This is a genomic window from Bariatricus sp. HCP28S3_A4, from assembly GCF_052066395.1.
Classification (GTDB): Bacteria; Bacillota; Clostridia; order Lachnospirales; family Lachnospiraceae; genus Allocoprococcus.
Genome location: NZ_JBQHSE010000002.1, coordinates 103,190 through 128,029, shown reverse-complemented (window position 1 = coordinate 128,029; position 24,840 = coordinate 103,190). Strand labels below are relative to the sequence as shown.

Sequence of the window (24,840 nt, the reverse complement as noted above, 5' to 3'; positions counted from 1 at the left end):
GACCGGTCCGGTTAATTACTATTATATACGATTGACCGATTTTGAGAAGGCCCAATTTATTTCCAGAATCCGGTCTTTCATTACATCTGCTTTATATTTTCCTACTGTTTTTCTTGTGGCGATGATCTGACGATTCAGGTTCGTCAGACAGATTTTATCATCATCGATCAGGTCAAAAGCTCCCACGCCACTCCTTACCAGCGCTTCGCACACATATCCTCCCACACCTCCGATTCCGAATACTGCCACTTTCGCCCCCGCAAGTCGTTTCATTGCTTCTTCTCCCAACAGTAACTGTGTCCTTGAAAATTGATTTATCATTGGCTTGTCCCCTCAAATATAATTTTACAGATTTGCGACAAATATGCAGCATTTTAATCCTCCTACGATTCTCTACATCAAACGCAACAACAACATGTTACATACCGTCCCTGATACGATTGAAAATAACGTATTATGTTTCCACTTGTAGCTAATCACCGTCACCACTGCCGCAATCAGTTCCGGTACTCCGGTCCCTCTCCAGTCTGTCACTGCACTTTTCAGACAATACACAATCAATACCGCCATAATTGCAGAAGGCAGGATTTTTCCAAGATAGACCAGTTCTTCCGGCATCTTTCTTCCATCGTGGAAAGCCACGAACGGCAGAGCACGAAGTGAGAATGTTATAACGGCAGATACCAGAATTGCAAGAATAATCTCATTTTTATTCACTCTCCACTCCTCCGTTTACGTACAACCAGTAGCATGCCCGATATAATAAGTAATGAGGGAAGTATAAAATTCCTCTCTCCGATTGTAATCAGACAAATCAATGCCACTGCCAGACCCGCCAGAGCAGGCAGATGGTTATCCGCCTTCTCCCACTGGTCTATAAAGATGATAATAAATAAGGCCGTCATGCAAAAATCAATCCCTTTCAGATCAAACGGAATCACCTGCCCCAGGATTCCCCCCGTAACAGCGCCAATCATCCAGTAACATCGGGAGAGCAATGCAATCAGAAACATGGTATCTTCTTTTTCTTTCCCTTTTGAGTCAAGAGTCAGGTTAACCGCATAAGTCTCGTCTGTCATGGTGTGGATCATATACAACATTTTCTTCCCCATTCCTCTGAATTCATCCACAAATGTCAGACTATAGAATACTTGCCGGCTATTCATCAAAAAAGCCATCAATGCGATGGTAAGAATAGAAGCGCCACTGCTCAAAAAAGTAATCAGAAGGAACTGAAACGCCCCTGTATACACCGTCATACTGATGAACAATGAGTAATACCATTTAAATCCTGCCTCTTCCATCATGATTCCATACGCCATACTGACAAACAGATAACTGAACATGATTGGTATGGACTTTATAAATGCATTTTTCAGGATTTCTTTTCTCAATTTAACACTTTCCCTCTCTCTTTTAATGTTACTTATCTTCACAATATTCCCCGAATCCGTTCAAGGCATTCCGTGATTATTTTTCTTGGAGCTGCAACATTTATCCTCTGAAATCCTCTTGCCTGCTTCTTCATAATCTCATAGCCGGGATGTTCCGGCAGACCGGGATAATACACGTTTTTCACACAACTTTGTTGCTTCAGCCAGGCAGCTATTTGAATTGCATTTTCCTGTGATTTCTCCATACGTATTCCAAGTGTTTTAATTCCTCTTAGAAGCAACCAGCTATCAAAAGGCGAAAGCCCTGCCCCTGTAGTCTTTATAATAAAACGAAGTCTCTCCTGTATTTCTTCGTTGTTCGTTACAACAAATCCTGCAAGTGTATCATTATGTCCTCCCAGAAACTTTGTCCCGCTGTGTATTACAATATCAGCTCCAAGTTCCAATGGGTTTTGAAAATATGGTGACAAGAATGTATTATCCACGATTAACAACAAATGATGTTTCTTCGCTATTCCGGCAATGTAAGATATATCTGAAACATTCATCATTGGATTCGTAGGCGTTTCTATATATATGGCCTTCGTATTTTCCCGAATGGCCCCCTCTACATCTTCATTAGAACAATCCAGAAATGTAAATTCATAATGATTCTTTTTAGAGACATTATCAAACAGTCGAATGCTCCCACCATACAGATCTGATTCAACAACCAAATGATCTCCGGGCTCAAACAGCTCCATCAATAGTGTAATCGTATCCCGTACTTTTCCCAACACCCGGGTGTGCGTAGGTTGATGTCTGATATATCGGATAACTTATCGCTCCATAGTTTTCTGATTTCCCTTCTGTTTCTTTTAAATGAAGACATCTTGTATTGATCCCTCTGTCCATACTTTCCTCTCTCCTAAAAGTCATTTTTTCATATTTTCTGTAAGGTCTTATCATTTTTTTACCATTCCAATGGATATTAGTTTACCATATATAAATGTCACTGCCTAATCCAGATATATTATTACGATATATAGGAATAAACTATAGCAAAGCAGCAGCATGAAGAAACTCTCTTCCTCATGCTGCTGCTTTGTGGTAAGTGGTGAACCCCACCTTTATTCATTTTCTTTTTTCATGAGATCATTCTCTCATGGAGTGGAACTTCGATATAAAATCATGCCAATGGGCGCTGGTCGTGGCAAAAGAAACGTCCCTACTATCTAAAAAACCACAAAACCTGCGTCTTCAAGTTTTGTGGTTTAAAAAATCGGAGTGACAAGATTTGAACTTGCGACCTCTACGTCCCGAACGTAGCGCTCTACCAAGCTGAGCCACACTCCGATGTGTTTCGGATATTCTTTTCAGAATATCCTTTTCCCTTATTCAATTAAGGAGCTACGGATAGAGGACTCGAACCTCTACTAACAGAGTCAGAGTCTGCTGTGCTGCCATTACACCAATCCGCATTATCTGGTGTTTGTTAGCCGCTCTCATCAGCGAACAATGTTATTATACCAGAACTTCCATGAAATGCAACCCCTTTTTTTATTTTTTTTAAAGAAAGTTTTCTTGTGTTTTTTCTTTCTTTTTTCAGACATTTCACATCTACTTTTTTCTGTACCAGTTCAGCATTCCAAGGGCCAGAATCAGGCAAACTGTTTCTGCCAAAAGCGGTGACCACCAGATTCCTTCTCCGCCGAATACAGCCGTCAGAATCACCAGACTTCCCACCAACGCAACCAGGCTCCTCGTCAATGATATTGCCGCTGCAAATCCTGCCTTTTCGATCGATGTAAAATACCCGCCAATCACAACATTATATCCTGCCAGCAGAAAAGACAAAATAAAAATGCGAAATACGCGCACAGTATATGCTATAAGTTGCGGATTGTCATTTTCCAGAAATACTCTTACAATTCCCTCTGCTCCCAGATAGCAGCCTGCTGTTGTTCCAACCGAAAATGTCATAGCAGCTACAATCCCGTATTTCAACAACTTCTGATACTTTTCCTTCTCCCCTTTGCCATAATAATAGCTGATTAGCGGCTGTGTTCCCTGAGCGATTCCGGTCATTGACATCACCACAATCGTATTCACGTAGGAAATGATCGTATAACTTACCAAAGCTTCTTCTCCGATAAATGCCAGTATGGCCTGGTTAAAGAAGAAGATGATCATTCCACCCGAAAACTCCGTAATGCCGGACGCGAACCCATTCTGTATCTGACGCCATATAACCGCAAAGCTGAACCGGAATCCGGCAAAGCGGATCGTTCCTTTGGGCCCGAGGAAATGCTTTAGATACAGTACAATGACAGCAGCCTGAGAAAGGCCTGTTGCCCAAGCTGCTCCCCGTACGCCCTGGTTCCATCGTATTACCATAAGATAATCCAGAATGCAGTTTAGAACTGCACCGCTGGTAACATAAATCGTAGCCAGCTTCGGATACCCATCTGTCTTGATCAGAGTTTCAAAAGAATACGAAAGCATGTACGCAATCGCAAATGGCGCGATTGTACCAATATATTCCTTCGCATAGGGAAGAATCGTATCCGTTGCCCCCAGGAATCTTGCAAATGGTTCCAGAAAAATCAGAACCAGCGCTGTTACAATTACCGCCAGCACACAGAGAACCACTATGTTCTGGGTAAACACCTGATTCGCCCTCTCTTTTTCCCCCTTTCCCAAAGATATTGCAACGATTGTAGAATTTCCTACAGCAAATAACAACGAAATTGAAAATAATCCTACCGAAAATGGCATGGATATATTGACTGCCGTAAGCGCCACTTCCGAAACTCCTCGTGCAACAAAGATTCCGTCCACCATCGTATATAAAGAGAATACACACTGTGCGATAATCGACGGAATGATAAATTTCAAAAAATCTGTCTTTAACGACTTGCCTTCCAATTGCATAAAACAAAAACCTCTACTTTCATACGCTTCCTTTTCAGATTAAACCTTGGTATAATACTAAGGTCAACCCGTTTTTGCAAAATGTTTTAAATTTTTTCTGTTCTCAATAAAAGGAGTCACTTATGAAACAATACTATACGATCGGTGAAATTTCAAAGATTTATCAGATTGGTACAGATTCTCTGCGTTATTATGAAAAACTTGGAATTTTATCTCCCAGAAGAGGGGCAAATGGATACCGGATCTACGGTCTTGATGATCTTTGGAAACTGAACGTCATACGCGATCTGCGCCGTTTAGACTTTCCGATGGAAAAGATCCGGAATTATATGCAGAACCGGAGTATCGAGTCCACCCGAACGCTCCTGGAGGAAGAATTAGGGCTCATAGAAGAACATATGAAGGCTCTGGAAAAACTGAAAGAAAACGTTTCCGAACGGTTATCCACCTTGGAAAAAGCTACCCGCCAGCCACTTGACACCGTAATACTTAAACATTTTCCCAAGCGTAAATGCCATATTCTCAACCACCTTTACCATACGGACGAAGAAATGGATATGCTCATCAAGCAACTGATGAATAAGGATAAAAATCACCTGTACATTATTGGCAATAATCGAATCGGCTCATTTCTTCCTCTTGAAGATGCAACCCAAAATCGTTTCGGAAACTATGCCGGGGTATTCATTATTGATCCGAACGGAACGGATGAACTGGACGAAGGGGACTATCTCTCCGTCTGTTATCAGGGCAATTCTCACCAACACAAGTCTTATTTTCCTATGATACAAGAATATGCTGATAAACACCATCTGATTTTATCCGGTGATCTTCTTGAGTTTTTATGGATTGACATTCACCAGTCCGCGAATTACGGGGAACACATTACGGAATTACAGATAAAAGCAGAAGCCTCCAAAAATACAGAGCGTGCCTGCAGCAAATTGTAACCAAATGTCAAAAGCGCAAATTACTCTCTACCTTCACGTATCTGTGAATCAAAAAGTAATTTGCGCTCATATATTTTAACAATTCGAAGTTCAGCCCTGAAGTATCATTTTACATTGCAGTATATTTCTTTCGGACTGTATATCCAATGGCACCAAGCCCTGCCGCACAGAAATTATTGATTACTACAGCGTATGTCTCAGCCGGGTCAAATGCTCTTCCGTTCACACTCTTAATCGTAACACGATTAATTTACATCCTTTGAGACGTTCCACAGCATCGCATCTGTGATCAGATCGCCAAGATTTGTCTCACTGTCTCTGTTTCCCTGTGGCGCCCGTTCTCCATTCAGATCGGTTTCCGTTCTGGCAAATACTTCTCAGTAACCCTTGTCTTTTTTGTCTGTCCTTTTCCATAATTGGATCTCCTTTCCTTTTTGCACCTTGCATGCACAGTAAAACATATGCCGCATCTCGCACATTAACAGAGTAAATATATCAAGTGACAGATAAAAACACATAAATTCTATGTAATATTATTGTAAAATGTGGCCAGGGGTACGTCCCCTGGCCACTCTTACTAAATACTCTGAATTCTCTTAATTGCTTCCAGTGTGTTTTCATAGCTTCCGAATGCGGTCAGACGGAAATATCCTTCTCCGCTCGGTCCGAATCCGGATCCCGGTGTGCCTACCACATTCGCTTTCTCAAGCAGGTAATCGAAGAACTCCCATGAAGTCATATTGTCCGGTGTCTTCAGCCAGACGTACGGGGAATTCACTGCTCCGGATACGGTGTATCCTGCATTTTTCAGTCCTTCAAAAATCGTCTTTGCATTCTTCTGATAGTATGCAATCTGCTCTTTCAGCTGTGCCTTGCCCGCTTCTGAATAAACAGCCTCGCCGGCTTTCTGTACGATATATGGAGCACCATTGTACTTGGTTCCATGTCTTCTTGCCCAGAGAGAGTGCAGCATCACATCACCGCATTTCAGATCTTTCGGAATAACGGTTGCACCCAGACGGACTCCGGTGAATCCTGCATTCTTCGAGAAGCTGCGGAGTTCGATCGCGCAGGTTCTTGCACCTTCGCATTCATAAATGCTGTGTGGTACATTTTCTTCTGTAATATATGCTTCATAAGCTGCGTCGTAAATGATCACAGCTCCGACTTTATTTGCATAATCAACCCATTTCTGCAGTTCGTCTTTGGTGATCGTTGCTCCGGTCGGATTATTCGGGAAACACAGGTAAATGATATCCGGTGTCTTTTCCGGAAGTTCCGGTGCAAATCCGGTCTCAGCCGTACACGGCATATAGATCACATCACTCCAGGTTCCGGTAGCTGCGTCGTATGTACCGGTACGTCCTGCCATGACATTGGTGTCTACATAAACCGGGTAAACCGGGTCACATACTGCAATCTTACAATCCGGTCCAAAAATCTCCTGAATGTTTCCGGAATCGCATTTTGCTCCATCGGAAATGAAGATCTCATCCGATGCGATATCACATCCGCGTGCCTGGAAATCATTCTTTGCAATCGCACTTCTCAGAAATTCATACCCAAGATCCGGCGCATAGCCGTGGAATGTCTCGGCGTGTGCCATCTCATCCACCGCACTGTGGAGCGCTTCAATGATCGCCGGTGCAAGCGGCTGGGTAACATCACCGATTCCCAGACGGATGATGGATGCATCCGGATTTGCAGCCTGAAACGCGGCTACTTTCTTAGCAATATTGGAAAACAGATAGCTTCCCGGTAATTTCAGATAATTTTCATTTACTTTGTACATTGATATCTTCTCCTTTTATAAAATTCCGTCAAACACCCGCTCTGCAGGTCCTGTCATATACACATGATTGACCTTGCGGTCCCATCTGACGGCTAATTCTCCTCCTAATAATTTAACTGTAACTTTCTCATCTGTCAAGTCATTCAATACGGATGCAACACAGGCGGCACAGGCTCCCGTACCACAGGCAAGCGTCTCTCCCGAACCCCTTTCCCAGATTCTCATGGCAATCGTTTTTCGATCAATCACCTGACAAAACTCTGCATTGATCCGATCCGGAAACCTAGGATGGAACTCAAACGCCGGTCCCAGCTCCTCCACCGGGAAATCCTTCACATGATCCACATAGACAACTGCGTGTGGATTCCCCATGGAAATCCCCGTAATCCGGTATTCCTCTCCCTTCACCGTGATCGGTTCATTCAGTACAAGATCTCGCTCGCACAAAATCGGGATGCAATGGGTATTCAGTCTGGGGGTTCCCATATCCACGCAGACTGCCTCCACCTCACCTTCCTCAATCTGAAGCGCCAGATTACGTATCCCGCAGGCGGTTTCTATCGTCAAAGCCGTCTTTGCCGTCATTTTGCACTCATACACGTATTTCGCGAGACAGCGGATCCCGTTTCCACACATTTTTGCAGCGGAACCGTCCGCATTGTAAATCTCCATTTTAAAATCAGCCTTCACGGAAGGTTTCACCAGTATCAATCCGTCCGATCCAATTCCAAAATGTCTGTCACTGATTCTTTTTGCTAATTCTGATGGTTCTGTTATCTTTTCTCTGAAGCAATTCACAAATACATAGTCGTTTCCAAGTCCATGCATCTTCGTAAAATTCATAGATCGCTTCGCTCCTGCCAACTCCTATTCTGCCATAATACTAAGTACCATCTGAGCTGTCTCCACCATATTCGTACCGCTGTCCATACTGCATTTCTGCAGATAGCGGTGTGCTTCTTCCTCTGTCATATGATTTCGCTCCATCAGAAGCTCTTTTGCCTGCTTCACTAATGCCTGCTGCTTCGGGTTTCTGTTCTTCAGGTCGGCCTTGCGTTTCTTTCTGCGTCGCTCCATCGTGCGCATCAGCATTTCCATCGTATTTACAAGATCAAATACTTTGATGGGCGTCCCAAGGCCGATCACACCCGGAATCCGGCCATCATGCCATTTATCCGGTGACGCAACCAGCAGCATCTCAAATGTCTCCGGCAGATATTCTCTTAATTCAGTATATAGCATATCCGATAATTTATACCCACAAACTATAATCCCGTCATCGAGATCATCTGCATATTGGATCGCCTGCGCACCGGTCGTACAGACCGCCATCACACTAAATCCGTTTCGTACCAGTATATTTCGAATATTCGTCGCATTTTCCTTCTTGGGAAATACAACAACAATACTACTCACTATACCAGCCTCCTCACTCTTTTCGCCTATTCAATGCTACTTGGTAAGGAGGTCTAATATTTCTGAAGATACTCATTCATTTCCCATTCTGAAACTTGGCTGCGGTATCTGTCATACTCTGCTTTTTTTGCTTTGATGAATTTCTGGGAAAGTTCCTCTCCAAGTACCTTCTGGATAAAAGCATCTTTCTCAAATTCTTCTACCGCTTCCATAAGGCTGCCCGGGAGACATTCAATGCCAAGCGCCTTTTTCTCCTCTTCATTCAATTCAAAAATATTCTGACTGATTTCTTTTGGAGGAAGAATTTTTTCACGGATTCCCTCCATTCCTGCTGCCAGACAAACCGCAAGTGCAAGATATGGATTTGCAGATGCATCCGGGCTTCGCAGCTCGATTCGTTTACCGCTCCTTCTGGATTCCGGAATCCGGATCAGCGGTGTTCTATTATTTGCCGACCACGCAATATAAGTAGGTGCTTCATATCCGGGTACAAGACGTTTGTAAGAATTTACCAGAGGATTCGTGATAAATGTAATCGCCTTGATATGCTTCATGAGTCCGCCGATGAAATAATAAGCTTCCTGGCTCAGACCATGTTCATCATTTTCATCCGAGAAAATATTCTCTCCATCTCTGGAAAGTGACATATTCAGGTGCATTCCGGAACCATTGATTCCGTATTTCGGTTTTGGCATAAAGGTCGCATGTAATCCGTGACGTTTGGCAATTGTTTTCACAACCATCCGGAACGTAACCATATTATCCGCAGTTTCAAGCGCTTCCTCGTATTTCAGATCGATCTCATGCTGCGCCGGTGCCATTTCATGATGGGATGCCTCAATCTCTATTCCCATATCCTCCAGTGTGAGCACCATATCCCTTCTCGCATTTTCTCCCAGATCGAGTGGCCCAAGATCAAAATATCCCGCCTTCTCATGCGTTGTTGTCGTCGGTGTTCCATCATCATCCTGATGGAAAAGGAAAAATTCAAATTCAGGTCCGACTACAAACTGATATCCCATTTCTTCGGTTTCCCGAATTACATTTTCCAGAACCTGGCGTGGGTCGCTCTCGTACGCTGTTCCGTCCGGACGGTAGATATCACAGATAAATCTTGCCACTTTTCCCTGCTGCGGCCGCCATGGGAAAATGGTAAATGTATTCAGGTCCGGCCGAAGATACATGTCTGATTCTTCGATCCGCGAAAATCCTTCAATTGAAGATCCGTCAAACATGCATTCATTATTCAATGCTCTTTCAAGCTGTCCTGTAGTGATCGCCACATTTTTCAATGTACCGTAAATGTCAGTAAACTGCAGACGGATAAATCCGACATCTTCTTCTTCCACCAGACGCAGAATATCTTTTCTTGTATAATTTCTCATAATTATGTATTCCTCCATACTGAAAAACAGACTGCATTTTGATAATACTAAACTCTCTGATATTGAAAAAAGGGCGCTCTTTCCCTATCAGAAAACGCCCTTGTTTATTTTATTATATTAAACCACGCTTTCGATTGTCAACGTGACATTGTGACGAAGTTTTGGAATTATTTTCCAAAATCCTCTACACATACAGCATTCCTTATTCCTCTTCACATTCGCAATTGCAGGTCGTATTATTACATCCGTTATTGCTTCCGATTGACAGCCCTTTCTTAAGAGGCGAGAACAGGAAGCCGAGAATCACCCCCGCAAGAAGGCAGTCCAGACCGAAAAGAATCTTTTCCGCTATGGTCCAGTCACGATCCACAAAGTCCTCTGCAATCATTTTTAATTCGTTCCACATAATCTTTTCCCCTTTCCGTTTTCCTGATCGGTATCTAACCGTATTATACCAGTTTCGCACTATATATTGCAATTTCATTTTACAAGCCATTCTTCATAAAGTATACTAAATACAGTATATGGACATTTATTCTGAATAGAAAGAAGGATTTGATCATGAACTACATTGACCTCCACTGTGATACACTCTATCGTCTCTACACGCAGGAAGACACGCTTCCGGATGAAACCCCGTGGGAAAACCGCGGACACATTGATCTTTCCAGACTGCACAAGGCCGGTGCTCTGGCCCAGTTCTTCGCCTGCTTTCTCAACCGGAAGCAGACTCCGATAAGTGAAAGCCATTACACAGATGCATTACAGATGATCCGTCTTCTAAAAAGTAGCGCCGACAGACACGCTGAGGTATCCTGCGCCTTTTCTTTTGATGATTATCTGCGCAACAAATCCGCCGGAAAGCTTTCCTGTTTTCTCACAGTAGAAGAAGGCGGTATTCTGGAAAATGACATGAGCCGTCTGTACACGCTTTACGAGGAAGGAATCCGCCTGATCACCCTGACGTGGAACTATGAAAATGAACTGGGATTTCCTCATAACATGTCTTCCCAAAGCGGAACCGGTCTGAAGCCTTTCGGTCTGGAGGTGATTGGAGAAATGGAACGGCTCGGTATGTTGATCGATGTATCGCATCTTTCCGATGCCGGTTTTGAAGATGTGTATCAGAATACTAATAAGCCGTTTGTTGCCAGTCACTCCTGCTGCCGCGCTCTCTGCGGACATTCCCGGAATCTGACCGACCGGATGATCCGAATGATCGGAGAACGTCAGGGACTGGTGGGTGTGAATTTCTATGGTACATTTCTGCAGGATAGCGGGATCTGCAGCGCCGAAGTGATTGCTGAGCATCTGCGCCACATTGTAAATGTAGGAGGCATTGATATTGCTGCTCTTGGAAGTGATTTCGACGGAATGAGCTGTGAAATGGAACTTGCCGGATGTCAGGATATGCCGCTTCTTCTTCCGTCTCTCGAGAAGGCGGGCTTTACTTCCGGTGAAATCGATGCAATCTGTTATAAGAATGCAGAGCGGGTATTGAAAAATATATAGCATAGGATGTATTTTTTATTATTTTTACACAATTAGGGGCGATTGTAATGTCGCCCCCTAATCTTCTCGTTAAATTTCATTTGCAGCCGCATATCCCGCACGAACTGCTTCTGCAATGCTGGCCGTTCTATCTCCGGAGCAATCTCCTGCGTAATAAACAGGTACAGTAACGCCTTCCATATCCAACTCATTTTTCTTGGACCCTACTGCCATAATAATCGTATCACAATCTATGGAAATTTCTTTTTCTTCCTTTGTATCCGTAGCAAGAATCGTCTTTCCTTCGTTGACGATACGGTTGACTTTTGTATTGACATACTGTTTTACATCATGCTGTGCAAAATCTTTCATGATAATCGGAAGAATGGTGGATGATTCTCCATTCGCAATCTGATCCAGCATTTCAATCACCGATACCTGACAGCCTTTCTCCAGTACATATTCTGCAGTCTCCGTTCCGACAAGACCGCCGCCGATGATAGCACAGTGGCCTTTGACTTCTGCTTTTCCACTCAAAACATCCCACGAAGATACGACGTTTTCACTGTCTGCTCCCGGCACCGGAAGGATGAAATCATGTGCACCGACTGCCACGATCACAGCATCTGCACCATTCATAATCTCTTTGCTGCATTCTGTATTCAGATGGATCGTTACCCCAAGTTCCGGCAAAATTCTCTCAAAATATTCAACGGAACGAAGGATCTCGCTCTTTCTCGGCGGTACCGCTGCAAGATGGATCTGGCCTCCGATATGATCCGCTTTCTCATAAACGTCTACCTGATGTCCGCGAACTGCTGCCACACGTGCCGCTTCCAGTCCGGCAATACCTGCTCCGACAATCACAACATGCTTCTTCTCTTCTGCAGGTTTAATGAAAATGGTTGCCTCGTCTCCATTTTCCGCATTAAGTACACAGGAAATATAACGGCGATTCTGGATTGCATCTACGCATCCCTTATTACAGTTCAGGCATTCACGGATTGGTTCATCCTTCTCAATCTTAATCGCAATATCCGGATCACAGAGCAGGGATCTTCCGTAGCTGATCATATCTGCTTCGCCATTTGCAAGAATCTCCTCTCCATTTTTCACATTCACCACTCGTCCTACCGTTGCAACCGGAATCGATACCACTTCTTTTACCTTCTTTGCAATCGGAAGAGTCCAGTTATATGGAACGGTTCCCATAGAAGGAATGGTATCGCCCATATTTCCGGTATGGTTTGCCTGAGCGACCTGGATCATATCCACTCCTGCTGCTTCCAGTCTCTTTGCAAATTCAATACCTTCCGATTCATAAAGTCCGCCTTTTCCACGGTCGCTTCCATCCGCGTTGATCGTAATGAACGGGAGCTTATATTCCACCATCAGAGACGGCGCCGCTTCTTTGATTGCCGCAACCACTTCCAATGCATAGCGGATACGGTTCTCAAATGCTCCTCCATATTCATCGGTTCTGTGATTCAGAACGGTTGAGCACAAGGAACCCAGCAGGCGGTCTCCGTGAACCTCGATCGCATCCACTCCGGCCTCAGCCGCTCTTCTTGCGGATGCTGCAATGGATTTCTTGATCTCTTCCAACTGTTCTACAGTCGCTTCCGAAACAAAATGCTGCATGTCATGATGCAGTTTCGCATAGGCATCATCGCGAAGCTGTCCCGCTTCTTTCATCTTAACTCCAAAAGTCTCCATGTCCCCCTGTGCTTTGGCAGCCTCAGCCACCTTCATTGCCATCATGGATCCCTGGATCATCTTTCCTACACCCGGCACATCGTATTCCGGATGGAATAGCTGCAATGCAAGCTTACAATCATATACGTGCATTGCATCTGCCAGTTTTCTGAATGCCGGAATCTGACGGTCATCAAACAGCTTCGGCGTCGGCGATGCAGTATTGACCGGAGCTACATCTCCGATCACGACATAAGAAGCTCCCCCTTTTGCCAGTCTTTCATAAAAATGAAAACTCCGCTCCCCGATCGATCCGTCCCGCTCTTCATATCCGGTAGTAAGCGGCGGGAACATGATACGGTTCTTTAATGTCAGATTTCCTACTTTTAATGGCTGCAGTAATAATGACTCTTTACTCATTTTCTACCTCTTTTCTAGACTTGTATTTCAGAGAATCTTTGTTTATATTTTAACATGTTCATCTGTGTTACGCTATCACTATTAGAAAATATAATAACAGAGTAGAATACCATTGTTCGGAATCCCAGTAGAAGAAAAGCTCCCTTTCCTCATCAGAAAGAGAGCTCGATTCGCGTACTTTTGAAAATTAAGCAAGTGCGGCTGTCAGGATGGCCATTACGTAAACTTCGTCTGCGTTACATCCGCGGGACAGGTCATTGATCGGGGCATTCAGTCCGAGAAGGATCGGTCCGTATGCATCAAATCCGCCGAGGCGCTGCGCAATCTTGTATCCGATATTTCCTGCATTGATATCCGGGAAAATAAATACGTTTGCATGTCCTGCCACTTTGCTGTCCGGGCATTTTGTCTGGGCTACACGTGGTGAAACAGCAGCGTCGAACTGTAATTCTCCGTCGATTGCAAGATCCGGGAACTGTTCTTTTGCTTTTGCGGTAGCATTGCGCATCTTGTCTACATCTTCTCCCTTTCCGGATCCGAGTGTAGAGTAGCTTAAGAATGCAACCTTCGGATCGATGCCGAATAATTTACTGCATGCAGCGGTCTCTCCGGCGATCTCAACCAGATCATCTTCGGTCGGTTTCAGGTTGATCGCGCAGTCTCCCATTGCAAGTATCTCATTCTCTCCGTCTGCTGTCGGACGCGCAAGAATGAAGCATGAAGAAACGATCTTGTTGCCCGGTTTTGTCTTGATAACCTGAAGAGCCGGACGAACGGTATCAGCTGTAGAGTAGGTTGCTCCTCCAAGAAGAGAATCAGCAAGTCCCATCTTAACCAGCATGGTTCCGAAGTAGTTTGCATGGCTTAATACTTCTTTTGCCTGCTCCGGTGTCACGCCTTTTTTCTTACGAAGTTCGCAGAACAGTTCAACCATCTCATCGAATTTATCAAAGTTATCCGGATCAACGATCTCTGCTCCGGTGATATCAAATCCGAATTTTTCAGCAGCGGCTTTTACTTCTTCAACTTTTCCAACCAGAACAGGTGTAAGGAAACCGTCCTGAAGTAAGCGAGAAGATGCTTCCAGAATTCTTTCATCGGTTCCTTCGGTAAATACGATCTTTTTCGGATCTGCTTTCAATTTTGCCATCATAGGCTCGAAAATATTCTTTGCCATTATTTCTTCCTCCTTGAGAAAACATTTACAATTCTTTTTCTTATACTGTATCACTTTTTTGGGGGAATGGGAATGGGGAAATGGGATTGTATCGAAAATTATCCACAACCAGGTGTCTAACAAGACCCGCTTTCGCTCGGGGGAAAACGCAGCGGTACTAAATGCCAGGGCGCCGCTTATGCGGCTGCTGCCATTAAGTGCCGGCGTTTTCCACGGTCTTGTGAGACACCTGGTTGTTCCGGTATATTGACTGACGGGACGGGTGACTGGCTGACGCGGTCACCTGATTCCCCATATTATAATTCCCAGGATCGCAGAACATAGAATGATCCACATTGGAGAAATCTTTTTCTTCAACAGATATTTAAAGATAAAAAGAACAGCTCCGAGAATGACCGTGACGATGACAGAACGTATGTCTGCCGTCACATTTTCCTCCAACCGGATGCAGTTTCCCAGGATCATGGTTACTCCTGTTGCGAGGATGATTCCGATGACGCAGGGCTTCAGGCCTCCGATGACGGCTTGTACACAGCCATGATTCCATACTCTCTTTAAGGCAGCTACAAACAGCAGAATAATCACAAATGCAGGGAGAACGACTGCAAATGTTGCCAAAACTGCTCCCGATATGCCAGCCTGGCTGAGGCCGATATAGGTCGCAAGATTCACCATGATCGGACCAGGCGTGCTTTCGCTGACGGCAATCATATAGGTCAGCGTTTCTTCACTGAGCCAGCCATGCGTCAGAACAACGTCACGTATCAGAGAAATCGCACCATATGCACCTCCGAAAGAAAAACATCCCACTTTCAAGAATGCCAGGAAAAGCTCAAAATAAATCATTTTTCTCTTTTCTCCTTTCCATGGCGTATCACATTGATCTGATAAAGCGCAAGACTGAAAATTGCCGCAATAATCATCAGGCTGATCGAAGAAAAGTTCCAGGAGAATATCTGGATCAGAAACATGGCCGCAAACGACACGAGCATGATTCCCTGCGTGATCCTGTCTTTATTCATCTTGCGTATCATCATGACTGCCGCATCCAGAATGATGATTCCGACTGCAGCCTTGATTCCTTTGAATGCATTTGCGATAATTTTGATTTCCAAAAACTGGTTCAGAAACATGGATATCAGATAAATGATGAAAAATGAAGGTAAAACGACTCCGACTGTTGCGGCAAGGGCTCCTGATAGTCCCGCCTGCTGATATCCCACAAAGGTTGCACAGTTTATTGCAATCGGTCCAGGTGTTGATTCTGCTATGATTGTCACATACATCATTTCATCGTGCGTAATCCAATGCTTCTTTTCTACACACTGTTCCTCGATCAGTGCAAGCATCGCAAGACCGCCGCCAAAAGTGAATAAACCTATTTTAAAAAAGGACAAAAACAGGTCCGGAATAATGCTTCCCGGAATCTTCTTATCATTGCATTCATTCAGACTGTTCATTCTTTACCTCATTTCTAATGTCTCTTTTCTGTGATATCGTTTTCTCTGTTATTTTACCAATCAACTTCCGAATTAGCAATACCTGCTATACTATTTTTACGTTTCTGTAAATCATTTTACACAATTATTACCGTTTTAATACAAACTGCTGTTTTCGCACCAATATACTTTTCGGTCCAATTCCATCCTCCCGCTGACTTGATCTTTTATTTCCAGGGCCGCTTCTTTCCGTGCCAGCCCCGTTCTTCCCAATATCCGTAATCCGGTTCCATCGGCGCAAAATGCTTATGAGCCATGCGCATCAAATAGAACCACATTTTTGCGCGCCTGTTGCATCCCTGTTTTCCTGCATTTTCCCGAATCTGCCCAGCCATCTTATCCGTTTTCCTATGGATACTCTTCTTAATCCCGTCCGGAATTTCATCCGGTCTCGCTGCCTGAACACCGATTCCCAGACGGTACACTTTTGAAATACCCCACATTTCAAGACTGTCCGCCATATCCTTCACCGTACTTTTCATTCCGCCTCCGGCAGCCGTGCTGATCGCAACTGCCTGCTTTCTGCTCATTTCCGGCCTTGGTCTGTGAATCATCCACCAGGTTCCGAAATGATCCAGGAAACTCATCATCTGACCGGAAGCATGGTATACATAAACCGGACTTGCCAGGATGATAAGATCCGCGCTGAGAACTGCCTTTTCTAATGGCTCCAGTTCTTTGTAATGCGGACATTTTGATAATTCTGTCTGAAAGCAGGTAAAACACCCCGTGCAGTGCTTATTGAAATTTCGCGGCAAAAAGAACTCATCAATCTCGCCGCCGACCTTGCCTGCCAATTCTCTCGCCACCATGTATGTACTTCCTTTATGACTTTACCCGTGTAATATTACAATTTTCATAATAAAGTAACGCTTCCCTTCGCACTCTATCTATCTTCTATGTTCTCTGTAAAATTGTTTCAAATCAGCTTTCACTTCGTCGGACAGCATTCCCATTTCTTCATATGGTTTCAACATCTTTGAAAGATTGTCGCCATCCATAACCCGAATACCAAAATTGTCCCCTTTTTCCAACGTACCGACATAGGTACAGCCCAGATATTCATATCCACATAATTTTCAATTATATTTTACTTAATTTCTTTTGATGCTGATAGGTAAATAATGAAGATGGATGTGTCAATTTTATAGTCATTAGATTACAGCAATCAAAAAACAGCCAATCTGCCGGCAAGTTTGCAGACTGGCTGTTCATTTAGACATTACTATACTTTATTATGTTTTTTTGCCGCTCTTCTTTTACTTACATTTCTGATCTTTTTGTTCTTGTTCGGAACTGAAACCGGCTTCACAGGTTCTTTTTTTTCTTCTAACGGCGCAGTCACTGTTTCCGAAGATTCTTCTGCCGCGTCACCTATTACACTTTCTTCCGCGATCGGCTCTTCCTCTATAACGTCTTCCGCCACAACTGCTTCCGCTATAGCTTCTTCCGCCACATCTTCTTCCATCTCATCTTTATCCTTCGCAGTCATCGCCCAGATAAAGTCATGTGCCGGAATCCTGATATCTTTGAGCTCTGTTTTTTCTCCGGTCATCAGGTTCTCATATTCCCCTTCTTCGTACATCCATGCAGTTCTTTCCTGGTCACTGAAATTGTAGAAGCTGTAGAATTTCTCACCATCTTTTTCACGCATGATGCCAAGAATCGCGGTATCATGAACGTCGTAAGTATATACATTGGCGGAAGCATCGAAAATTGCTTCGTTTTTACGAATCTGTTCCAGTTTCGACAATGCCCGGAAGATCTTTCCCTGGACAGTATCCGGATTCTGGCAGTTTTCTGTAAGATTCCACCGGAACGCGCCGCGGTGAATATAGCGGCTGTCTACGCATTTATCCGGATCTTTCTTATAAGTATAATCATTGACCTGTCCGATTTCATCTCCGCTGTACAGCATTGGGATACCGGACTGGGAGAGCATATAGGCATGAAGCATCAGGTCCATGCGGATAGCTTCTTCCATTTTCTGAGCATTCTGTTCAAATCCGGCGCTTTCTACTCCGCACATGGAAGCTGTTGTTCCGCAGAATCTTGCATCCTGTGTGACAGGATCATCGTTGTAGAGTTCTCCGCGGCTCGGACTTCCCTCGAATTTACCTGTGAAATAATCATTCAGGAACCGTTTGTGTTCCACTTCTTTCATTCCCCATGATCTCAGAGTGCCAAAATCAAGTCCCCATCCTATATCATCATGGCAACGGAGATAATTCAGGAATGTATATTCCCTCGGAAGGCTGTTTACGATATCAAGCTGCTTCTTCAACAGGCGTGTATCCTTGGTTGCGACACTGTTCCATGTGGTTGCCATGGTCGTTACGTTGTAAAGCATATGACATTCCGGCTTTTCTACCGTACCAAAATACGGAACTACCTTCTCCGGTTCCATGACTACTTCACCGAGAAGTGCCACACTCGGGCAGACGATCTCACCGATCATGCGCATCATACGGACAATGGTATGTACCTGCTGAAGGTTTCTGCACGGGGTTCCGAGCTGTTTCCAGATATAAGGAACTGCATCGATCCGGATGATGTCCATTCCCTGATTTGCGAAGAACAGGAAATTATACATCATTTCGTTGAATACCCGCGGATTCCGATAATTCAGATCCCACTGATACGGGTAAAATGTCGTCATTACAAAATGTCCGGCTTCCGGTACCCATGTAAAATTCCCCGGTGCGGTTGTCGGGAACACCTGCGGAACCGTTTTTTCAAATTCTCTCGGAATATCATAATTGTTATAGAAGAAATAACGGCTCATATATTCTCCGTCGCCGTTCTTTGCCTTTACTGCCCATTCATGATCTTCGGAAGTGTGATTCATTACAAAGTCCATGCAGAGATTCATCTCTCTCTTATGACAATCCTCCGCCAGATCCGCCAGATCCGCCATGGTTCCAAGCTCGGGCTTCACCTTGCGGAAATCGGCAACCGCATATCCTCCGTCAGATTTTCCTTTCGGAGAATCCAGGAACGGCATCAGATGAATACAGTTTACATTACATGATTCCAGATAGGAAAGCTTCTCCTGCACACCTTTCAGATTGCCTGCAAAATTATCGATATACATCATCATTCCCAGCATATCGTTCTTCTTGAACCATCCCGGATTCTCTTCCCGGATCAGATCTCTCTCTTTCAGAGATTCATGCCGGTTGGTATAATATTCATACATCTGAGAACATAATTCTGCGAACATATCTTCATTATGGTACAACTCCATATAGAGCCATTTTAATTCATCGTGGTGTTTATTCATCCTTTTCTGAAATACTGTATCTGCATTAACCATAATATTAACGTCCTTTCTCTATCAGTTTCTCACCAGATAAATCTGTATCGCCTGGTACTCACTCATACTTGCCAGAACCGGAATTCCCGCATCCATCAGTGCCGCCCCGCTATAAAGCGCACCTGTAGTCTGATTCCTATACATGGCATCTTCGTCCAGCCCCTGAAGTCTGACATAAGAAGCAGTCATATTTCCATGCATCTCCAGCATCACGATATTTAACAGGACTTCACTTCGATCCTCTGAGACAAACTCCCATGCTCCCGTCTCATCTTCAAAGGGATTGGTCAGGCGGAAATAGGTTCCGTTCTGAATCAGATCTGCATATCTATGATAATCCTGAATCTGTCTGCGGATTTCTTCTTTTTCTTCACTGCCGAGTTTGCCCAGATCAAGCTCATATCCAAAGGTTCCGGCCATTGCCACAACGCCTCTTGTATTCATCGGCATCGTTCTGCCTGTCTGATGGTTCGGAACTGCAGATACATGAGAACCCACCGCTGAAACCGGGAACCCGAATGAAGTTCCATATTGAATCCGAATCCGGTCTGCCGCATCGGTATTATCACTGCACCAGATCTGCGGTGTATAATATAACATCCCCGCATCAAACCTGCCGCCTCCTCCGCTGCATCCTTCAATCAGCATATCCGGATAGCGGTTCACAAGACGCTCCAGGAAATCATAAAGTCCAAGTATATAATCATAGAGGACTCTTCCCTGCTCACCTGCCGCTGCCGAGTAGACCTCTGCAATACTACGGTTGTAATCCCATTTCAGATATTCTATATTTCCCTGATCAAGTACCTCACAGATTTTATCATAGATATAATTTACCACGTCCCTACGTGAAAAATCAAGTACAAGCTGATTTCTGCTTCGAACAGGCTTTCTGCCTGGTATCGCAAAAGCCCAATCCGGATGCTCGCGGTACAGATCACTGTCTTCACTTATCATCTCCGGTTCCACCCAGATTCCGAATTTCAAGCCTTCTGCATTGACTTTCTGAATCAGTTCACTTAATGGCATTCCCAGTTTCTTTTCGTTGACATACCAATCTCCCAGACCACTGTTGTCATCGTTCCGTTTGCCGAACCATCCGTCATCCATGACCAGCATTTCGATTCCGGCTTCTTTGGCATGTCTGGCAAGCCGGCAGAGAGATTCGCCTGTAATATCAAAATAAGAGGCTTCCCAGCTGTTCAGAAGCACCGGCCGCACTTGATTCTTATATTTTCCCCTGCAAATATGTTTCCGGATACATGCGTGCTGATTCTGAGAAAGACGGTTCAGTCCCTGATCCGTATAAGTAAGGATTACTTCCGGTGCGAAGAAACTTTCACCCACGTCGAGCGGATAACAGAATGCTTCATCCTGAAGCCCCATCAGCATTCTCGTCTGATTATACTGATCTTTCTCAACTTCCGCCTTAAATTCACCACTGTAAACAAAGTTCATCGCATAGCAGCTTCCATGTGATTCGGTTGTCTCGTGTCCTGCAAGAATGACTACCGGACTGTACTGATGGCTGGATGTGCCTCTGCGGCTTCCGATCACTGTATTTGCATGCAGCACTTCACTTCTCTGGAAATTTCGTTCCATCGCATGGCGCCCATAGAAGCTGATTACATCATATCTTCCTCCTACAAAGTCAAGACAGGCAGACTGCACTTTTTCCAGATAAAGCTTATGTTTCCCCGCATTTTTGACTATGACACTTCTGGTAATGATATTCTCCTCCGGAAGAACACCATATAATAAAGTCACTTCCAATCCGTTTACCGGATCCACAAGATCAATTTCCAAAGTTTCGGCTTCCTTCTCCGAAGCATAGACTGCCGGGAGCCCCGGAAGACTGTATTTTCCATCTTTTATTTCATATCCACGAAACTTAAGATCACTTCCCGTGATTCCCGCGCCGTCACGGACAATCAATGCCGTACTCCGATAATCGCCCGTTCCTCTGCAGGGATACTCCTGCGGGAGCGCATCCATCGAATAGGTACGATCCTCACCCGCCTCATACGGATTTCCCGAAAAGCCTCTGTCAGCGCAAGTAATAAGGTAATCCATACATCCTTTTGCTTTCCTTCCATAATAAAGATGAAGAAGATATCCGTATGCATCTACCTGCATTTGGTATGTCGTTTCTTTTGTGTCTAATGTAAATATTCTTGTCTTCTCTTCAAAAATAATGCTCATGCTGTCTCTCCATTTGTAATTGCCATATTTTTTGTTGTTACAACGCAAGGGCCAAAATTAATTTTGACCCTTACTTTCACCTTATATTATATACATTTGATTCTTATTTTACAGCCCCATTTACTACACCATTTAGTATTTGTTTCTGACAGATCAGATAGAAAATCAGAATTGGCAGAAGTGCCAGCAAGTAGGACGCAAATGCCAGATTAAAATTGGTTCCGAACTGCGTCTGGAATGTCATCTGTGCCAGTGGGAGGGTTGTCATACCGGAACCTGACATAATGACAAGCGGAGTCATAACGTCATTCCATGTTCCGAGTGCGGTCAGAACTGCAACAGTCGCATGCATTGGCTTCATGATCGGGAAAATGATTTTCCAATAAGTCTGCCATGTTGTCGCGCCGTCCACATAAGCGGCTTCTTCCAGTGCCATCGGAATATTTACCAGATAGCCGGAATAAAGAAGTACGTTCATCGGCATATAGAATACCACATAAAGGATGATCACGCCAACCCAGTTCGCAAGCCCGAGACGCGCAGTCTGTTTTACCAGAGGCATCATCAGGATTGCGAAGGGTACGAACATACCGCTGACGATGTAGAGATATGCAAAATTATAAAATTTGCTGTGTCCTTTATTTCTACCAATCGCGTATCCGATGAGGGAGTGGATCACAATGGAGATCACAACCGTCAGTACAGTGATCAGGATACTGTTAAATAAAGAATGCCAGAAATCGGTGACTCTCATGGCTTCCGCGAAGTTGGAGAGACTCCAGCTCTTAGGAAGAGAAAGGATTCCGCTGATACTGTTCGTCATTTCTGACGGCTGTTTGAATGCGATCACAATTGTCATATAAAGCGGAAATGCAACTGTAATCAGCCCCAGGATCAGCAAAATCGTAACCGGCCAGTTTACTTTTTGATTTACTTTTTTCTTCATTATAACTGCTCCTCCTTCTTACCTAATACTCCAAGCTGGAATACGGAAATTCCAACGATTACTATAAAGAAGATTACCGCGTTGGCACTCTGAAATCCAAATTGTCCGCCGCCCATACCATTCTGGTAAATGAGGTAGGAGATGGATTCTGTACTCTGTGCAGGGCCGCCTTTCGTCAATGCCATGATCTGATCGAACACCATCAGGAAGTTCTTCACACAGAGCACCATGTTGATAGTAAAGAACGGAAGGATCAGAGGGAAGGTCAGATTCTTGAATTTCTTCCAGCCTGTCGCTCCGTCGATGGAACCGGCCTCGTATACATCCTCCGGCACTGTCTGCAGACCGGAAATATAAATAATCGTGTTCATCGCAATGGACTGCCATGCACATACAATTACAACCGCAACCCATGCCAGCTTCTCATTGGACAGCATACTGGAACCAAGCGTTCCGCTTCCGATCATCTTGCCGAATGCCGGAAGAATATATGTAAAGAAATAGTTAAAGATGTAACCAACAACCAATGCACCAAGAATATTTGGTACAAAGTATGCTCCGCGAAGCGCACTCTTGAATTTGATTTTACTGTTCAGCCCCAATGCAAGTACAAGACTGATTACATTTACCACGATCGTTGCACAGATTGCAAGTTTGAAGGTGAACAGATAGGAGTTGCCTACCCGCGAATCCTGGAACAGGTCAATGTAGTTTCGAAGTCCTACCCAGTCATAGCTGCCGTAACCTTTGAAATTTGTAAAACTGTAAATAATGCCCTGAATCAGAGGCAGTGTATTAAAACAGAAGAATAATAACACAATCGGGATTGTAATCATAAGAAACGTGCGTTTCCGTCCTGTCATTCCTTTTTTATCCATGTTCCGGTTCCCCTTTCTCTAGTCTTCATCCGGATGTTCTGCTTCATATGCTTCTACTTTCCGGATAATATCCCTGTTATAACGTACCCAGTCCTTATCGAATTTCGCAAGGAAAGCATCGACATCCTGCTTCATAAGGAAGGTCTGGATCTGTGCATCCACCGACATTTCGGCCGGATAGTAATGATCCTGATAATCGGCCATTCTTCCGTCATCAATATAAGATTTCATGCCATCCAGCATAGGCGGCAGTTCGAAATCGCCTTCTTTACACGGTACTGCATTCTGGTTGTCAAGGTACTCCTGGATACTCTCATCTTCCAGGAGAAAACGAAGTACTTCATATGCTGCTTCCTTATTCTCGCAGTCTGCCATCACACAGAACTGAAGGTCAATACCGGAGTTCAGCACATTGTCCTCTTCCCTGTCATTGACCGGGAATACAAAAGAATCGATATCCATATCCGGATTTACAGATTTGATCTGTGGAACTGCATAGCTTCCGATCGTATACATCGCAGATTCTCCATTTGCGAAAGCAGTACATGCTCCGTTGTAATCGTAGGCAAACGGATCGTCCGGTCCATATGGCAGAAGCTCCAGCATTTTTTCAGCCACTTCACGGTACTCATCGGTAAATGTCGTCTCACCTTTGTTTACCTGACGGCATACATCCGGCTCGCAAAGACCTACTGCCATTGCATTCCATGGTGCCAGTGTGGTCCAGGTGTCCTTAAATCCGAAATACAGCGGCAGGATACCTTCCGACTGAATCTCATCGCAGAGTGCGATAAATTCATCCCATGTTTCCGGGATCTTCCATCCGTATTCTTCGAACATCCCTCTGTTGTACAGGATTCCGGCAGCATTTGCTACATACGGCACTGCGTAGATACCTTCTTCCGGAACATACTCAAGCGCCTTATCAATATCTTTGTACGCCTGTTTGATGTCATTCAGGCCTTCAAAATCGGAGATATCCATCAGCATGTCTGAATCAACAAAAGATGAAAAGTTGACATCTCCTCCGATTCCGATGATATCCGGATTATCTTCTCTGATGAATCTGGTCTTTAAAATTGTCATTGCGTCACTTGGAGATTCAATGGTAAGATGAATGTCATCATGCGTCTCATTGAATTTCTGTTCAATTGCCTCAAACGCGTCGACAGCTTCTGGTTTGTACTGCACCAGATTGATTTCAATCTTGCCGTCTCCCTCCTTGTTTCCACAGGCTGTCAACATCATCGCCGCAACCATTGTAACACTCAAAAGTACGCTTACTAATGCTTTTCCTTTTCTTCGCATCTCTCATTTTGCTCCTTTCTCATAACTTCCGTGCTCCGGTGTTTGTTTGTAAGTTCAT

General features: G+C 44.3%; 19 protein-coding genes, 2 tRNA genes and 3 pseudogenes. 2 read left to right on the top strand and 22 right to left on the bottom strand.

Features of this window, described 5'->3' with window-relative positions; translation table 11 throughout:
* Positions 1–54: 54 nt before the first annotated feature.
* The 7 genes and pseudogenes from ACTNBF_RS01630 to ACTNBF_RS01600 all read right to left on the bottom strand — a co-directional run.
* Positions 55–321, bottom strand: a pseudogene (locus ACTNBF_RS01630) (tRNA threonylcarbamoyladenosine dehydratase); the annotation flags it as partial.
* A gap of 72 nt (positions 322–393) precedes the next feature.
* Positions 394–717: a branched-chain amino acid transporter permease gene (locus tag ACTNBF_RS01625; RefSeq protein ID WP_427818919.1), complete on the bottom strand. Its 324-nt coding sequence runs from the start codon at positions 715–717 to the stop codon at positions 394–396.
* A complete protein-coding gene (locus tag ACTNBF_RS01620; RefSeq protein ID WP_441088641.1) occupies positions 714–1,346 on the bottom strand; it encodes an AzlC family ABC transporter permease in 633 nt (210 codons plus the stop codon). Before ACTNBF_RS01620 ends, ACTNBF_RS01625 begins: the two co-directional genes overlap by 4 nt.
* Before the next feature lie 158 nt (positions 1,347–1,504).
* Positions 1,505–2,288, bottom strand: a pseudogene (locus ACTNBF_RS01615) (trans-sulfuration enzyme family protein); the annotation flags it as partial.
* Positions 2,289–2,655: 367 nt separating this feature from the next.
* Positions 2,656–2,729: transfer RNA gene (locus ACTNBF_RS01610), tRNA-Pro, on the bottom strand.
* Positions 2,730–2,783: 54 nt separating this feature from the next.
* Positions 2,784–2,854, bottom strand: a tRNA-Gln gene (locus tag ACTNBF_RS01605).
* Between the two features lie 139 nt (positions 2,855–2,993).
* Positions 2,994–4,307 carry an MATE family efflux transporter gene (locus ACTNBF_RS01600; RefSeq protein WP_441088640.1) on the bottom strand — a complete coding sequence of 438 codons (1,314 nt, stop codon included), beginning with the start codon at positions 4,305–4,307 and terminating at the stop codon, positions 2,994–2,996.
* A 122-nt stretch (positions 4,308–4,429) separates the two neighbouring features.
* Between ACTNBF_RS01600 and ACTNBF_RS01595 the strand changes: the two genes are divergently transcribed.
* Entirely contained in the window at positions 4,430–5,257 is an 828-nt protein-coding gene (locus ACTNBF_RS01595; RefSeq protein ID WP_427818916.1) for a MerR family transcriptional regulator, read from the top strand.
* A 577-nt stretch (positions 5,258–5,834) separates the two neighbouring features.
* On the opposite strand, the gene ACTNBF_RS01590 is transcribed toward ACTNBF_RS01595, so the two are convergent.
* From ACTNBF_RS01590 to ACTNBF_RS01570, 5 genes are all read right to left on the bottom strand, one after another.
* Entirely contained in the window at positions 5,835–7,049 is a 1,215-nt protein-coding gene (locus ACTNBF_RS01590; RefSeq protein WP_427806322.1) for an LL-diaminopimelate aminotransferase, read from the bottom strand.
* A gap of 15 nt (positions 7,050–7,064) precedes the next feature.
* Entirely contained in the window at positions 7,065–7,892 is an 828-nt protein-coding gene (dapF, locus tag ACTNBF_RS01585) for a diaminopimelate epimerase (protein ID WP_427806321.1), read from the bottom strand.
* A 24-nt stretch (positions 7,893–7,916) separates the two neighbouring features.
* Complete coding sequence (locus ACTNBF_RS01580; RefSeq protein ID WP_427806320.1) at positions 7,917–8,465, bottom strand: ANTAR domain-containing response regulator; 549 nt, start codon at positions 8,463–8,465, stop codon at positions 7,917–7,919.
* Positions 8,466–8,518: 53 nt separating this feature from the next.
* Positions 8,519–9,850, bottom strand: coding sequence for a type I glutamate--ammonia ligase (gene glnA / locus ACTNBF_RS01575; protein WP_427818913.1), 1,332 nt, complete (start codon positions 9,848–9,850; stop codon positions 8,519–8,521).
* Positions 9,851–10,052: 202 nt separating this feature from the next.
* Positions 10,053–10,256: a hypothetical protein gene (locus ACTNBF_RS01570; protein WP_441088639.1), complete on the bottom strand. Its 204-nt coding sequence runs from the start codon at positions 10,254–10,256 to the stop codon at positions 10,053–10,055.
* Between the two features lie 155 nt (positions 10,257–10,411).
* Here ACTNBF_RS01570 and ACTNBF_RS01565 point away from each other — a divergent pair, with 155 nt between their 5' ends.
* Entirely contained in the window at positions 10,412–11,362 is a 951-nt protein-coding gene (locus ACTNBF_RS01565) for a dipeptidase (RefSeq protein WP_427806317.1), read from the top strand.
* 69 nt (positions 11,363–11,431) lie between these two features.
* Here the strand turns inward: ACTNBF_RS01565 and bilR are convergent, their stop codons facing one another.
* The 10 genes and pseudogenes from bilR to ACTNBF_RS01515 all read right to left on the bottom strand — a co-directional run bounded on the left by bilR (position 11,432) and on the right by ACTNBF_RS01515 (position 24,782).
* The gene (gene bilR / locus ACTNBF_RS01560) at positions 11,432–13,456 is read right to left on the bottom strand and encodes a bilirubin reductase, long form (protein WP_441088638.1); all 2,025 of its coding nucleotides are present in this window, start codon (positions 13,454–13,456) and stop codon (positions 11,432–11,434) included.
* 187 nt (positions 13,457–13,643) lie between these two features.
* Positions 13,644–14,633 (bottom strand): phosphate acetyltransferase, encoded by a 990-nt coding sequence (pta, locus tag ACTNBF_RS01555; protein WP_427806315.1) that lies wholly within the window; start codon positions 14,631–14,633, stop codon positions 13,644–13,646.
* A 279-nt stretch (positions 14,634–14,912) separates the two neighbouring features.
* Positions 14,913–15,479: a chromate transporter gene (locus ACTNBF_RS01550; protein WP_441088637.1), complete on the bottom strand. Its 567-nt coding sequence runs from the start codon at positions 15,477–15,479 to the stop codon at positions 14,913–14,915.
* Positions 15,476–16,093, bottom strand: coding sequence for a chromate transporter (locus ACTNBF_RS01545; RefSeq protein ID WP_441016581.1), 618 nt, complete (start codon positions 16,091–16,093; stop codon positions 15,476–15,478). The genes ACTNBF_RS01550 and ACTNBF_RS01545 overlap by 4 nt, the downstream gene beginning before the upstream one ends.
* 206 nt (positions 16,094–16,299) lie before the next feature.
* Positions 16,300–16,950: pseudogene (locus ACTNBF_RS01540) on the bottom strand (flavodoxin family protein); the annotation flags it as partial.
* 407 nt (positions 16,951–17,357) lie between these two features.
* Positions 17,358–19,448 carry an alpha-amylase family protein gene (locus ACTNBF_RS01535; RefSeq protein WP_441088636.1) on the bottom strand — a complete coding sequence of 697 codons (2,091 nt, stop codon included), beginning with the start codon at positions 19,446–19,448 and terminating at the stop codon, positions 17,358–17,360.
* Between the two features lie 21 nt (positions 19,449–19,469).
* Positions 19,470–21,650 (bottom strand): alpha-galactosidase, encoded by a 2,181-nt coding sequence (locus ACTNBF_RS01530; RefSeq protein ID WP_441088635.1) that lies wholly within the window; start codon positions 21,648–21,650, stop codon positions 19,470–19,472.
* 103 nt (positions 21,651–21,753) lie between these two features.
* Positions 21,754–22,596 carry a carbohydrate ABC transporter permease gene (locus tag ACTNBF_RS01525; protein WP_427818904.1) on the bottom strand — a complete coding sequence of 281 codons (843 nt, stop codon included), beginning with the start codon at positions 22,594–22,596 and terminating at the stop codon, positions 21,754–21,756.
* Positions 22,596–23,474, bottom strand: a complete 879-nt coding sequence (locus ACTNBF_RS01520) for a carbohydrate ABC transporter permease (protein WP_427806307.1) — start codon at positions 23,472–23,474, stop codon at positions 22,596–22,598. Before ACTNBF_RS01520 ends, ACTNBF_RS01525 begins: the two co-directional genes overlap by 1 nt.
* An 18-nt stretch (positions 23,475–23,492) precedes the next feature.
* The gene (locus ACTNBF_RS01515; protein ID WP_320813177.1) at positions 23,493–24,782 is read right to left on the bottom strand and encodes an ABC transporter substrate-binding protein; all 1,290 of its coding nucleotides are present in this window, start codon (positions 24,780–24,782) and stop codon (positions 23,493–23,495) included.
* Between the last annotated feature and the right edge of the window lie 58 nt (positions 24,783–24,840).